This is a genomic window from Agrococcus sp. ARC_14, from assembly GCF_022436485.1.
Taxonomy (GTDB): Bacteria; Actinomycetota; Actinomycetes; order Actinomycetales; family Microbacteriaceae; genus Agrococcus.
Genome location: NZ_JAKUDO010000001.1, coordinates 1,850,776 through 1,863,887, shown reverse-complemented (window position 1 = coordinate 1,863,887; position 13,112 = coordinate 1,850,776). Strand labels below are relative to the sequence as shown.

At 73.1% G+C, this 13,112-nt stretch carries 13 protein-coding genes and 1 pseudogene; all 14 read right to left on the bottom strand.

The window, feature by feature from the left end; genetic code table 11:
- Window positions 1-225, bottom strand: coding sequence for a DUF6704 family protein (locus tag MKD51_RS09180; protein ID WP_240240907.1), 225 nt, complete (start codon window positions 223-225; stop codon window positions 1-3).
- Between the two features lie 102 nt (window positions 226-327).
- Complete coding sequence (locus MKD51_RS09175) at window positions 328-888, bottom strand: Trp biosynthesis-associated membrane protein (protein WP_240240005.1); 561 nt, start codon at window positions 886-888, stop codon at window positions 328-330.
- The gene (locus MKD51_RS09170) at window positions 885-2,399 is read right to left on the bottom strand and encodes a chorismate-binding protein (protein ID WP_240240004.1); all 1,515 of its coding nucleotides are present in this window, start codon (window positions 2,397-2,399) and stop codon (window positions 885-887) included. The genes MKD51_RS09175 and MKD51_RS09170 overlap by 4 nt, the downstream gene beginning before the upstream one ends.
- On the bottom strand, window positions 2,396-2,752 hold the full coding sequence (gene hisI, locus MKD51_RS09165) for a phosphoribosyl-AMP cyclohydrolase (RefSeq protein WP_240240003.1): 357 nt from the start codon (window positions 2,750-2,752) through the stop codon (window positions 2,396-2,398). Before hisI ends, MKD51_RS09170 begins: the two co-directional genes overlap by 4 nt.
- Window positions 2,749-3,510: an imidazole glycerol phosphate synthase subunit HisF gene (hisF, locus tag MKD51_RS09160; protein ID WP_277604000.1), complete on the bottom strand. Its 762-nt coding sequence runs from the start codon at window positions 3,508-3,510 to the stop codon at window positions 2,749-2,751. The genes hisI and hisF overlap by 4 nt, the downstream gene beginning before the upstream one ends.
- Window positions 3,511-3,520: 10 nt before the next feature.
- Complete coding sequence (gene hisG, locus MKD51_RS09155; protein ID WP_240240001.1) at window positions 3,521-4,363, bottom strand: ATP phosphoribosyltransferase; 843 nt, start codon at window positions 4,361-4,363, stop codon at window positions 3,521-3,523.
- Window positions 4,364-4,401: 38 nt separating this feature from the next.
- Window positions 4,402-4,665: a phosphoribosyl-ATP diphosphatase gene (locus MKD51_RS09150; RefSeq protein ID WP_240240000.1), complete on the bottom strand. Its 264-nt coding sequence runs from the start codon at window positions 4,663-4,665 to the stop codon at window positions 4,402-4,404.
- Window positions 4,662-5,420 (bottom strand): ribulose-phosphate 3-epimerase, encoded by a 759-nt coding sequence (gene rpe / locus MKD51_RS09145; protein WP_240239999.1) that lies wholly within the window; start codon window positions 5,418-5,420, stop codon window positions 4,662-4,664. The genes MKD51_RS09150 and rpe overlap by 4 nt, the downstream gene beginning before the upstream one ends.
- 184 nt (window positions 5,421-5,604) lie before the next feature.
- A complete protein-coding gene (locus MKD51_RS09140; protein WP_240239998.1) occupies window positions 5,605-7,032 on the bottom strand; it encodes a transcription antitermination factor NusB in 1,428 nt (475 codons plus the stop codon).
- A gap of 203 nt (window positions 7,033-7,235) precedes the next feature.
- A pseudogene (locus tag MKD51_RS09135) lies at window positions 7,236-8,132 on the bottom strand (methionyl-tRNA formyltransferase); the annotation flags it as partial.
- 172 nt (window positions 8,133-8,304) lie between these two features.
- The gene (locus tag MKD51_RS09130; protein ID WP_240239997.1) at window positions 8,305-10,329 is read right to left on the bottom strand and encodes a primosomal protein N'; all 2,025 of its coding nucleotides are present in this window, start codon (window positions 10,327-10,329) and stop codon (window positions 8,305-8,307) included.
- A 5-nt stretch (window positions 10,330-10,334) separates the two neighbouring features.
- Window positions 10,335-11,522: a methionine adenosyltransferase gene (metK, locus tag MKD51_RS09125; protein WP_240239996.1), complete on the bottom strand. Its 1,188-nt coding sequence runs from the start codon at window positions 11,520-11,522 to the stop codon at window positions 10,335-10,337.
- Complete coding sequence (gene coaBC / locus MKD51_RS09120) at window positions 11,519-12,751, bottom strand: bifunctional phosphopantothenoylcysteine decarboxylase/phosphopantothenate--cysteine ligase CoaBC (protein WP_240239995.1); 1,233 nt, start codon at window positions 12,749-12,751, stop codon at window positions 11,519-11,521. The genes metK and coaBC overlap by 4 nt, the downstream gene beginning before the upstream one ends.
- Window positions 12,751-13,011 (bottom strand): DNA-directed RNA polymerase subunit omega, encoded by a 261-nt coding sequence (gene rpoZ / locus MKD51_RS09115; RefSeq protein WP_240239994.1) that lies wholly within the window; start codon window positions 13,009-13,011, stop codon window positions 12,751-12,753. Before rpoZ ends, coaBC begins: the two co-directional genes overlap by 1 nt.
- Window positions 13,012-13,112: the final 101 nt, after the last annotated feature.

The window sequence follows — 13,112 nt, the reverse complement described above, 5'->3', positions numbered from 1 at the left end:
TCAGTGGTCCTGCGGGCCGAGACCGGCCTTCACGAGGATGGGCCAGAGCACCCAGCCGATGACCAGCAGGGCGACGGATGCCCACACGAGCATCGGCATCTCGAGGAAGAAGAAGAGGGTGCCGGCGGTGACCGCGACGAGCATGATGACGACGCTGATCCAGGCGGCCTTCGAGTCGCCGTGGCCCGGGTCGACGAATCGCGGGTCGTAGTCGGCGACGTGCAGCTCGGCGGCGTGCTCCTCGCTGATGCCGTTGCGTGCGTTCACGATGCTCCTCGGGTCGAACTCTGGTCGAACTCAGGGCGCGCGGGCGCGCCACGGCCAAGTCTACCGAGTCGGATCCTCGCCGTCGTCCATGACATCCCAGGCAAGACCGGATCCGGATCGCTCGTAGCGGGCTGCGCGCTTGGCACGCGCCGGCCACCGGTGGGCGGTCGCCAGCACCCAGATGCCGACGAGCGCGGCCAGCACGCCGGCCGCCATGCCGGCGTCGGGCCAGCCGTGCGCGGTGAGCGTGGCGACCTCCGCGGTCTGGGCGGAGCCTGCGAGCCCGGTCGCCTCCGCCACGAGCGCATCGATCGCCCGGCCGACCTCGCCCCGCGAGGCCTGCACGTCGAGCACGATCGCGGCGCCGAGCGCGAGCGCGAGGGCACCCAGGATGTAGCGCCAGATGCGACCAGCGATCGGCAGCACGAGCGCCAGCACCGCGCAGGCGAGCGACACGATCGTCAGGCTGCCAGCGAGATCCTGCCCGGCAGCGCTCAGCACCCTGCCGTCGACCAGGGTCGCGCTCCCCCACGGCTGCGTCGCCGCGAGCAGACCGAGCCCCGCGGCCAGCAGCAGGCCGATCGCCGCGATCGCGCGGCCGCGCGCGAGCAGACCCGTCACGGGCGCCGCCGCATCGAGGAGGCCACCGCGACGGCGCGCAGCGGCGCGGCCGCCTTCGTGCGCACCTCCTGCAGCTCGGACTCCGGGTCGCTGTCGGCGACGAGCCCCGCGCCCGACTGCACGTGGGCGACGCCCGCGCGCATCGTGACGGTGCGGATCGCGATCGCGAGGTCGGCGTCCCCGGCCAGATCGAACCATCCGACCACCCCGCCGTAGACGCCGCGCTGAGCGCTCTCGAGCTCGTCGATCAGCTCGAGCGCCCGGGGCTTCGGCGCGCCGGAGAGCGTGCCGGCCGGGAAGGTGGCGCGGAACGCGTCGACGGCGGAGGCCCCCTCGCGCATCTCGCCCTCGACGGTCGAGACGATGTGCATGATGTGGCTGAACCGCTCGATCGCCATGAGCTCGGTGACCGCAACGGTGCCCGCCCGGCAGACCTTCGCGAGGTCGTTGCGGGCGAGGTCGACGAGCATGACGTGCTCGCTGCGCTCCTTGGGGTCGGCGAGCAGGTCGTCGGCGAGGTCGCGGTCAGCGGATGCGTCGGCACCGCGCGGGCGGCTGCCCGCGATCGGGTGCATGGTCGCCCGGCCCTCGTGCACCGTGACGAGCGCCTCGGGGCTCGAGCCGACCACCGCGTAGGGCTCGCCGTCGGCGGTCTCGAGGCTGAGCAGGTAGAGGTAGGGCGAGGGGTTGAGCACCCGCAGCGCGCGATAGACCTCGAGCGGGTCGGCGTCGGTCGGCAGGTCGAAGCGGGTCGAGAGCACGACCTGGAAGACGTCGCCGTCGATGATGTGCCGCTTGGAGGTCTCGACCATCGCGCGGAAGTCGGCGGGCGTCACGCGCGGGGTGGGGTCGGGCTCCGCGTCGCGGTCGAGCCGCTCGATGGAGCCGGCCTGCGGGCGGGTGAGGTCGTGCTCGAGCGCGTCGAGCCGTGCCTGCGCGTCGCGCCACAGCGCATCCGCGTCGTCGACGCCGTCGTTGAGCACGTTCGCCACCAGGTGCGCGGTGCCCGTGCGATGGTCGAGCACGACCAGGGTGGCGGTGAGGCTCATGGCGATCGCGGGCACGTCGACCTCGCGCGTCGGTGCGTTCGGCAACCGCTCGATCTCGCGCACGGCCTCCCAGCCGATGTGACCGATCAGGCCGCTCGTGAGCCTGGGCAGGCCGTCGATGCGCGGCGTCGCCCAGCGGCGCAGCACGTGCTCGACGGTCGCGAGACCGCCCTCGGGCGCGTCCTCGCCCAGCAGCCGCTCGCGGCTCACGTGCTCGGAGCGCCATTCGACGCTGCCACGATCGGCCGTGAGCTGGCCGAAGGAGGAGACGCCGACGAACGAGTAGCGGTTCCAGACGCCCTGCTGCGCCGATTCAAGCAGGAAGCTGCCCGGTCGGCCGTTCGCCAGGCGCCGGTAGACGCCGACGGGCGTCTCCGCGTCGAGGAAGACCTCGCGCATGACCGGCACGACGCGGTGGCCGGCGAGCAGCGCGTCGAAGGCGCCGCGCTCGGTGTCGGTCACGTCGCCGTCCCTCCCGGTGCCGCGGTCATCGGGACCGGCGTGAAGAAGCACGAGCGCGCGCCGGTGTGGCACGCGGGGCCGGTCTGATCGACCCGGATGAGCAGGGCGTCGCCGTCGCAGTCGAGCGCGATCGAGCGCGGCACCTGGATGTTGCCGCTCGTGTCGCCCTTGCGCCAGTACTCCTGGCGCGAGCGCGACCAGAAGGTCACGCGGCCCTCGGAAGCGGTGCGGCGCAGCGCCTCGTCGTCCATGTAGCCGACCATCAGCACGTCGCCATTCGCGTCGTCCTGGATGACCGCGGCCACCAGGCCGTCGGCGTCCATCTTGAGATCCGGCATCGTGAGCTCGCTCATCGGACTGTCACCCCTGCATCTCGCATCGCACCCTTGACCTCGCCGATCGTGCACTGCCCGCTGTGGAAGATGCTGGCGGCGAGCACCGCATCCGCCCCTGCCTCGACCGCCGGCGCGAAGTGCGCGGGCTCCCCCGCGCCTCCGGATGCGATGACGGGCGTCGTGGCAGCCGCGCGCACGAGCCGCAGCAGCTCGAGGTCGAAGCCCTGCTTCGTGCCGTCGGCATCGATGGAGTTGACGAGCAGCTCGCCGACGCCACGCGAGACGCCCTCCTTCGCCCACTCGATCGCATCGAGACCGGCGCCGCGGCTGCCGCCGTGCGTGGTGACCTCGAAGCCGCTGGGCTGCTCGCTCGAGCGGCGCACGTCCAGCGAGAGCACGAGCACCTGCGAGCCGAAGTCGGCCACGATGCGGTCGATGAGCGCGGGATCCCTGATTGCGGCGGAGTTGACGCCCACCTTGTCGGCACCGTGCGCGAGCAGGCGCGCGACGTCGTCACGGCTGCGCACGCCGCCGCCGACGGTGAGCGGGATGAAGATCTGCTCGGCGCAGCGCTCGACGACCGCGAGCATGGTGCCGACATCGTCGACCGTCGCCTTCACATCGAGGAAGGTGAGCTCGTCGGCACCCTGCTCGGCGTAGCGCGCGGCGAGCTCGACCGGGTCGCCCTGGTCCGTCAGGCCCTGGAACCTGACGCCCTTGACGACGCGTCCGTGGGCGACGTCGAGGCAGGGGATGACGCGGGTGGCGAGCATCAGATCCTGCCCCTCACGAGATGCGGGCGGCGTGGATTCGCGAGACGATGATCGCCCGCGCGCCCGCGTCTGCCAGCGCATCCATGATCTGGTTCGTCTCGTCACGGCGCACCATGACGCGCACGGCGACCCAGCCCTCCTTCTGCAGGGGGCTGACGGTGGCCGACTCGAAGCCCTCGGCGATGCTGACCGCGGCGTCGAGGCGCGAGCGCTCGATGTCGTAGTCGACGAGCACGTAGTCGCGGGCGACCATGACACCGTCGAGGCGGCGCTTGAGGGTCGCGAGCCCCGGGTGGCTGCCGCCGTTCGAGATGAGCACGGCCTCGCTGGACAGAATCGGGTCGCCGAAGACCTCGAGGCCCTGGGCCTTCAGCGTGCCACCGGTCTCGACGACGTCGGCCACGGCATCCGCGACCCCGAGCCGCACGGCCGACTCGACGGCGCCGTCGAGGCGCACGAGCTCTGCTGTGACGCCGTGCTCGGCGAGGTGCCGCTCGACGAGCAGGGCGTAGCTGGATGCGATGCGCACGCCCTGCAGGTCGACGGCGGAGTGGAACGTGCCGGCGGGGCCGGCGAAGCGGAACGTCGAGCGCGCGAACCCGAGCCCCTCGACCTCGACCGCGTCGGAGCCGGAGTCGAGCAGCAGGTCGCGGCCGGTGATGCCGACGTCGAGCGCGCCCGAGCCGACGTAGGTGGCGATGTCGCGCGGGCGGAGGAAGAAGAACTCCACCTCGTTGCGCGCGTCGACGACGATGAGCTCCTTGCCGTCGCGGCGGCCGCGGTAACCGGCTTCGTCGAGCATCCAGGCGGCCGTCTCGGCCAGCGAGCCCTTGTTGGGCACGGCGATCTTCAGCATGACTTCCTTACAAGGTCTGACGGATGTGGGAAGGCGCGTCAGAGATGTCGCTGGACGTCCTCGAGGCTGAGGCCCTTCGCCACCATCAGCACCTGCAGGTGGTAGAGCAGCTGCGAGATCTCGAGGGCCGTGTCGTCGTCGGTCTCGTGCTCGGCGGCCATCCAGACCTCTGCGGCCTCCTCGACGATCTTCTTGCCGATGGCATGCACGCCTGCGTCGACGAGCTCGACCGTGCGGGAGCCCTCGCGGCGCTCGGCGACGGTGCGCTCGAGCTCGGCATACAGCTCGTCGAAGGTCTTCACTGCTCCAGGCTACCCGTCGTGTCGGTGCCGGCGGTGTCGGTGGTGCCCTGCTTGCTCGCCATGCCGCGGTGGATGGCGCGCAGGTCGATCCTGCCGGTGTCGAACGCGCCGGTGCCCGCGTCGCGCAGCGTGGCGATGCGCGCGGCCGGGTCGGCGTGGCCGTAGACGGCGCTGCCTGCCACGAACACGTCGGCCCCGGAGGCCGCGGCGATCGGCAGCGTGTCGGCGGTGATGCCGCCGTCGACCTGCAGGGCGAGCTCGAGGCCGAGCTCCTCGGCGCGGCCGCGGAGGACCTCGAGCTTGGGCATCATCTCGGCCATGAACGACTGGCCACCGAAGCCAGGCTCGACGGTCATGATGAGCACCATGTCGAACTCGGGCAGGTGCTCGAGCAGCGCATCGACGAGCGTGCCGGGCTTGATGGCGATGGCGGCGCGCGTGCCCCTGGCCCGCAGCTCGCGGGCGAGCGAGACGGCGTCGCGGGTGGCCTCCGCGTGGAAGGTGACGGAGTCGACGCCATCGATGGCGTACTGCGGCGCCCAGGTGTCGGGGTCGTCGATCATCAGGTGCACATCGACCGGCAGGCTCGTCACCTCGGCGATGCGCTGCACCATCGGCAGGCCGAACGTGAGGTTCGGCACGAAGTGCGCGTCCATGACGTCGACGTGCACGCCGTCGGCGCTCGCGATCTTCTCGAGGTCTCGCTCGAGGTTCACGAAGTCGGCCGACAGGATGCTGGGGTGGATCCTGACCATGGCTTCCAGCCTATCGGGCGGGGTGTGCTTCTCGAGGGCCCGGAGGGTCACGATTGAGTGTCGGGTGCGCCCTCACGGACCAAGGACATCGCGCGGCCGCCTCGAAGCGTGCTGGAAGTGAAGATCGGTCACGAACTGGCAGCGAAGTCAGCGGTGCTGCCGCGCTCCGGGACGGGCGCGAGGATCAGCTCTTCGTGGTGAGCAGCTGGATGAACATGGCGTCGGTGCCGTTGCGGTGCGGCCAGAGCTGCACGGCGTCGCCCGTCTCCCCCAGCGCGATGCCGGGCGAGAGCTCACGCACCACGGCACGGGTATCGAGCGGCACGAGCCCCAGCACCGCGGCCCGCTCGACGACGGCCCGCGTCTCGGCCAGGTGCGGCGAGCAGGTGACGTAGGCGATGATGCCGCCGGGCTTGAGGGCCTTGGCGGACGCCTCGAGCAGCTCCGCCTGCAGGGTCGCCAACGCGGGCACGTCGGAGGGCTGCTTGCGCCAGCGCGCCTCCGGGCGGCGGCGGAGCGCGCCGAGCCCGGTGCAGGGGGCATCGAGCAGGATGCGGTCGAAGGCCTGGGCGGTGTCGCCCTCGCCGTAGCGGCGGCCGTCGCCCGTGACGACGCGGGGCCCGCGCCCGGGTGCCGCCGTCTCGATCGCCCGCACGGCTTCCCGCACGAGCTTCGAGCGGTGCGGCAGCACCTCATTCGCCTCGAGCGCAGCGCCTGCAGCGACGGCTTCCGCCGCCATCAGCGCCGCCTTGCCGCCGGGGCCGGCACAGAGATCGAGCCAACGCTCCCCCGCCGCTGCGGGCCGCGCGCGGGTGAGTGCGAGCGCGGCAAGCTGGCTGCCGGCATCCTGCACGCGCCAGCTGCCGTCGACGATCTGCGGGATGCGCGCAGGATCCCCCGAGGGGGCGACGCGACCGATCGGGCTCGCGCTCCCCTCGAGGCCCAGCTCGTCAGGATCAGCGAGCCCTGGCAGCGCGACCAGCTGCACGGCGGGCGGGTCGTTGTCGGCGGCGAGCAGCGCCGGCAGCTCGTCTTCGGCTCCTTCGCGCTCGAGCGTGCGGCGCAGCGCGCGCAGCACCCAGGCGGGGTGGCCGGTCTCAAGCGCGAGCCGCTCGTCGGCGGAGAGGCCCGCGGTGATGGTCGCCAGGCGCTCCTCGAAGGGCACCTCGGAGAGCCGCCGCAGCACGGCGTTGGCGAAACCTGCGCGACCCCGGTGGTGGCGGAGCAGGGCGACCGTCTCGTGCACGGCGGCGTGCGATGGCACGCGCATGCGGCTGAGCTGGTGCGAGCCGATGCGCAGCGTCGCGAGCGTCTCGGCGTCGATCTCGTCGATCGGGCGCCCGGCGGCGTCGGCGATCAGCGCGTCGTGCTGCCCCTGCCAGCGCAGCGTGCCATAGGCGAGCTCGGTGGCGAAGCCGGCGTCGGCCGTGTCGAGGTCGGCCTCACGGATGCGCCGCGGGAGCAGCAGGTTGGCGTAGGCGTCGTCGCGGTCGACGTCGAGCACGACGTCGCGCGCTACCAGGCGTGCGTTCTGCGCATCCGTGTCGGCCTGCGGACGGCTGCCGGCGTGGGGGCGCTGGCGGCGCTGCGGGCCGCGCTCGCGGGCGGTCATGCGTGGGCCTCGTCGGTGGTGGGTCTCGAGACGGGTGCGCCGTCGGCGGGCTCTCCAGCGGAGGAGGGTCTCGATACGCGGCCTTCGGCCGCTACTCGACCAGCGGAGGTGGGCGCTTGACCAGCGGAGGTGGGCGCTTGACCAGCGGAGGTGGGCGCTTGACCAGCGGGAGGGGTGATGGCGAACGTGGCGGTGCCGCCGCGGCCACGCAGCCAGTCGGCGCCGGCCATCGGGCGCTTGCCGGCCGGCTGCACCTCCAGCAGCTCGAGCGGCGCGCTGCCGGTGCCCACGACGGCGATGCGACCGGAGAGTGCAGCCTCCCCCGGCTCGAGCGGCTCGGCACCCGAGCGTGCGAGCGCGAGCAGCTTCACCCGCTCGCCGTCGCCCTGGCCGTCGAGCACCATGGCGTGCGCGCCGGGCTCCGGCGTGACACCTCGCCAGCGGGCCAGCAGCGCGGGCGCCGTCTGGCGCAGGTCGAGCGCGCCGTCCTCGAGCGCCAGCTTCGGGGCGAAGCTCGGCGCACCGGTCTGCTCCTCGAACACGGCGGTGCCTGCGGCGATCGCGTCGACCGCCTCGACCAGCTCGTGCGCGCCGAGCTCCGCGAGCTGTGCGAGCAGCGCACCCGCGGTCGCGCCCTCCGGGATCTGCGCCTCGCGCATCCGCACCACCGGACCCGCGTCGAGCTCGGCGACGAGCCGGAAGACGCTCACGCCGGTGACGCCGTGGCCGTCGATGAGCGCGCGCTGCACGGGTGCGGCTCCGCGGTAGTCGGGCAGCAGCGAGAAGTGCAGGTTGATCCAGCCGTGCGGCGGCGCAGACAGCAGCGGCTCGCGCACCAGCCCGCCGTAGGCGACGACGACCGCGAGCTCGGGCTCGAGCGCCGTGATGCGCTCCGTGGCCTCGGCGTCGAGCCGGTTCGCCTCGATGACATCGATGCCGAGCGCCTGGGCGGCCGCGGCCACCGGCGTCGGCGTCAGCACCCGCTTGCGACCCTGCGGCGAGGCGGCGCGCGTGATGACCGCGGCGATCTCGTGCCGGTCGGCCAGTGCCTCGAGGCTGGGGACAGCGGCGGCGGGGCTGCCGGCGAAGACGATGCGCATGGTTCCCAACGGTGACGCGGAGTGGAGAGGTGCGAGCGCGAAGCTCATCTTCATCATCGCGCATCGGCCCGGCAGATGACGACCGGTACCAAATGGCCGCGGAGAGCGTCGCTCGCGACAATTCGGTACCGGTCTGTCGATCGCCTCGGCCGGGGCGCTCGCGGGAGCGCGCTCAGAGGCCGTCGAAGGGCTCGGGGTCGTCGAAGCGGATGCGGAGGCGAGGCGGTGCGCCCGGCTTGCGGGGGCGCGCCGCGGCGGCGAGCACGCGGCCGCGCGCGATGCCGGCGACGAGGGCGCCGTCGGCGAAGGCGAAGCGGGCGATGGCGCGCTCGAGCTCACCCTCGCGGCTGCCCTTGACGACGTCAGCGGGGGCCGGCACCGGGCCGAGCACGTCGAGATGGCCAACCTCCGCCAGCGCCTCGAGCGCCTCGGCGACGGCGTCGGGATGCCCGACGACAGATGCGGTGCGGATGGCGGGCGGGAAGCGCAGGCCCCTGCGCTCCGCCAGCTCTGCCTTGGCGAAGGACACGGTCGTGTCGCCCGTGATGGCGGATGCGGCGGGGCCGCCCGCGCCGGTCAGGACGATGGCTGCGCCGTCGGCGGCGAGGGCGCGAGCGGTCGCCCACTGACGCACCGCCTCCTCGCCAACGCGAAGGCCCTCGCGCGACAGCAGCGAGTCGCCGTCCAGCAGCAGCACGGCGCCGTAGCCGCCATCGGCGATGGGCTCGGCGCCGCGCGTGGCGACGACGAGGCGCGGCTTCGCATCGAGGGTGAGTCGCTCGTGCTCGCCGTCGGCGACGACCACCGCCACGCCCGGGAACGCTCTCCCGAGCTCCTCGGCGACGCGCGACGAGCCGCGACCGACCTCCGTGAGGGTCGTGCCCTTGCACTGCTGGCAGCGCCAGGCAGCCGCGAGCCTGCCGCACAGTCGGCATGCCGGCACGGCCCCGCGGGAGCGCCGCCCGAGCGGACCCGCGCAGGTCGTGCAGCGCGCTCGCGAGCCGCAGTCGCCGCAGCGCAGACCCGGTGCATGCCCGGGGCGGGCGACCTGCACGAGCACGGGGCGGGTGGCCAGCGCCTCGCGCGTTGCCTTGAAGGCCGATGCCGGCACGCGCCTGCTGTCGTCCGTGAGCGCAGCCGGCAGCACGCGCACGCGATGGCTGCCGACGCGCTCGTGCTCCAGGAAGCCGAGCTCGACGAGCCGTTCGGCATCCGTCGACCGCGCGTGGCCGGCGATCACGAGCGCGCAGCCGGTCTGGCCCTGACGCACGAGCGCGGCGTCGCGGGCGTGCACCCAGGGCGAGAGCTGCTCCGACAGCAGCGGGTCGCCGTCCTCCCAGATCGCCAGCAGGCCGAGGTTCGCCGCGGGCGCGTAGACGGCGGAGCGCGGACCGATGATGGCGACGGGGACGCCCTCGATGCAGCGCAGGAAGCCTCGGTAGCGCTCCGGGTTCTTCTGCCGCGCATCGAGCTCGACCACCCGCTCCTCGCCGATCGCCGCGGTGAGCGCGAGCCGCAGCTGCCGCTGGTCGCGATGGTCGGGCACGACGATGATCGCCTGCTCGCCGCGCTCGATCGCCTGCCGCGCGATGCTCGCCAGCGCGATCGCCCAGCGGCCGACCCAGACGGGCGCCGCGGGCTCCACGGTCGCGTCGGCCTCGTCAACCGCGGCCCGCGGCGCGACCGGCGCGACCGGCGCGACCTCCGCGACGCCACCGGCGCACTCGATCGCGACCCGCCGCCGCGCCTCGACGAGCCCGGGCAGCACCTCGCTCGTGCCCTCCGCCTGCGTCAGCGCAGGCAGCTCCGGCAGCGGCACACGCTCCTGCGCGAGCCACTGCTTCTCGATGCGCGCCTGGCGCCCGGGGATCGCCACCCGCAGCACGTCGGCTGCGCCGCCGGCCGCACGGTCGGCCACGGCGCGCGCGAGCGCCCAGACATCCTGCTGCAGCGCCGGCACCGGCGAGACCACCTTCTCGACGTCGGCGATTTCGCCCTCCCAGGCCCGCGCATCCGTCGTCTCGACCACCCAGCCGTTCGCCATCCGGTCGCCGCGCAGCGGCACGCGCACGCGCACGCCCGGCTCGACGCCGTCGAGGCCGGGCGGGATGCGGTATTCGAAGAGCCGATCGAGCTGCGGCAGCCGGGAGTCGACGACGACGCGCGCGTAGCGAGTCGCGCCGGCCTCGGCCGACACCGGGCTCAGCGCCCCGCGGCGGAGCGCAGCGCGTCGACGCGGTCGAGCCGCTCCCAGGTGAAGCCGGGCAGCTCGCGGCCGAAGTGGCCGTAGGCGGCCGTCTGCCGGTAGATGGGCTTGCGCAGGTCGAGGTCGCGCACGATCGCACCGGGGCGCAGGTCGAAGACCTCGAGGATGGCGTCGCGGATGATCTCGTCGGAGACCGTGCCGGTGCCGAAGGTCTCCACGTAGACGCCGACGGGCTGCGCCATGCCGATCGCGTAGGCGGCCTGCACCTCGAGGCGCGAGGCGAGGCCGGCGGCGACGGCGTTCTTCGCCACCCAGCGCAGCGCGTAGGCCGCGGAGCGGTCGACCTTCGACGGGTCCTTGCCGCTGAAGGCACCGCCGCCATGACGAGCGGCGCCGCCGTAGGTGTCGACGATGATCTTGCGGCCGGTGAGGCCCGCATCACCCTTCGGCCCGCCCGTGAGGAACGAGCCGGATGGGTTGACGATCGTGCGCATGGCGCTCGTGTCGAGCCCCAGGCCGGAGACGACGGGATCGATGACGTGCTCGATGACGGCGCCGCGGATGTCGTCGCTCGTGACGCCGGGCGCGTGCTGTGTGGAGACCAGCACGGCGTCGACGGAGACGGGCGTGAAGCCGTCGTAGCCGATCGTCACCTGCGTCTTGCCGTCGGGTCGCAGCCAGTCGATCTCGCCGCTGCGCCGCACCGCGGCGAGGCGCTCTGCGAGGCGGTGCGCCGCCCAGGCGGTCGCGGGCATGAACGTGGGCGTCTCGTCGGTGGCGAAGCCGAACATGATGCCCTGGTCGCCGGCGCCGATGCGGTCGAGCGGGTCGTCGGAGCCGCCGCGCGCCTCCACCGCCGTGTCGACGCCCGTCGCGATCTCGTGCGACTGCTCACCGATCGACACGGTGACGCCGCAGGAGTGGCCGTCGAAGGACACCTCGCTCGAGTCGTAGCCGATGTCGACGATCGTCTTCCGAGCGAGCGATGCGATGTCGACGTAGCCCGAGGTGCGCACCTCGCCCGCGACGTGCACGAGGCCGGTCGTGACGAGCGTCTCGACCGCGACCCGCGCCTCCGGATCCTGCGCGAGCATGGCGTCGAGCACCGCGTCGGAGATCTGGTCGGAGATCTTGTCGGGGTGACCCTCGGTCACCGACTCCGAGGTGAACAGGCGCAGGCTCAACGGGGCTCCTCAGTGCTGGCAGCGGTGGTGGTGCGCGCTGCGAGCTGCTGCGCGACGGTGTCGATGATGCCTCGGGCCACTGACGCCTTCGGGCCCGACTGCTCGGCGATGATGCCGGATGCGTCGAGGACGCGCACGAGCGTGCCCACGTCGCCGAAGCCCTCGTCGTGGCCGACGCGGTTGAGCACCAGCAGGTCGGCGCCCTTGCGAGCGAGCTTCCCGCGGCCGCGCTCCACGAGCGCCGCATCGTCGGTCTCGGTCTCGGCCGCGAAGCCCACCACGAGGTTCGAGCGCGGGCGCTTCGCGAGGCCGGCGAGGATGTCGGGATTCTGCGTCAGGGTGAGCGTGGGGTGCTCGCCCCAGCTCTCCTTGCTGCGCTTGCCGTCGGCGACCTCGTCGACGCGGTAGTCGGCGACGGCCGCGGCCATCACGACGACATCGGCGCCGGCGTGCGCCGCCATGGCCTCGGCGAGCTGCGCGGTCGTCTCGACCTGCACGTGCTCGACGCCCGTCGGCACAGCGACGTCGAGATTGGCCCCGACGAGGGTCACGGTGGCGCCGGCGTCACGCGCTGCGGCGGCGATCGCGGCACCCATGGCGCCGCTCGAGCGGTTGCCGATGAAGCGCACCGGGTCGATGGGCTCGCGCGTGCCGCCGGCGGAGACCACCAGCGTGCGGCCGGCCAGCGAGCCGGCGGTGCGTGCGCCCTCGACGACGGCGAGCGCCGCCGCGACGACGTCATGTGGCTCGGCCATGCGGCCCATGCCGGAGTCCGCGCCGGTGAGCTGCCCCGCGACGGGGCCCACGATCGTGGCCCCGCGCTCGACGAGCGTGGCGACGTTGGTCCGCACCGCCGCCTGCTCCCACATCTCGGTGTGCATCGCCGGGGCGATGACGAGCGGGGCGCGCGAGGCGAGGATGGTGGTGCCGAGCAGATCGTCGGCGAGGCCGTGTGCGAGCTTGGCGATGGTGTTCGCCGTCGCGGGCAGCACCACGATCAGGTCGGCCTGCTGGCCGAGTGCGACGTGGCGCACGGAGGCGACGTCGTCGAAGACCTCGTCGGTGACGGGGTTGCGGCTCAGCGCCTCGAGCGTCGGACGCCCGATGAAGCGCAGGGCGGATGCCGTGGGCACGACGTGCACGTCATGCCCGGCCTGCACGAGCTCGCGGATGGCGAGCGCAGCCTTGTACGCCGCGATCCCGCCGGAGATCCCGACGACGACGCGCATCAGGCCTCGGCGTTCTCGTCCTTGGTCAGGACGAGCTTGCCCTGGTGGATCTCGTGGAGGGCGACCGACAGCGGCTTGTCCTCGATCGTCGAGTCGACCAGCGGGCCGACGTTGTCGAACATCGAACCCTCGTGGATGTCGGTGTAGTAGTCGTTGATCTGACGCGCGCGCTTCGACGCGAAGATCACGAGCTGGTACTTGGAGTCGACCGTCTCGAGCAGCTCGTCGATCGGCGGGTTGATGATGCCCTGGCTGGCCATGGGTGCCTCCTGCGGCTGATGGTGACGGATGCGGGACTCGGCCCGCGAAGCTCGGGCGCCGGTGGGCGCAAACACCCATGCTACCGCGCGAACGCGATTGG

What these genes read in the sequence shown, in the direction of transcription:
- hisI (WP_240240003.1), bottom strand. Translation starts at nt 2,752, where the DNA reads ATGAGCGAGCTCACGATGCCGGATCTCAAGATGGACGCCGACGGCCTG.
- hisG (WP_240240001.1), bottom strand. Translation starts at nt 4,363, where the DNA reads ATGCTGAAGATCGCCGTGCCCAACAAGGGCTCGCTGGCCGAGACGGCC.
- rpe (WP_240239999.1), bottom strand. Translation starts at nt 5,420, where the DNA reads ATGGTCAGGATCCACCCCAGCATCCTGTCGGCCGACTTCGTGAACCTC.
- MKD51_RS09140 (WP_240239998.1), bottom strand. Translation starts at nt 7,032, where the DNA reads ATGACCGCCCGCGAGCGCGGCCCGCAGCGCCGCCAGCGCCCCCACGCC.
- coaBC (WP_240239995.1), bottom strand. Translation starts at nt 12,751, where the DNA reads ATGCGCGTCGTCGTCGGGATCTCCGGCGGGATCGCGGCGTACAAGGCT.
- rpoZ (WP_240239994.1), bottom strand. Translation starts at nt 13,011, where the DNA reads ATGGCCAGCCAGGGCATCATCAACCCGCCGATCGACGAGCTGCTCGAG.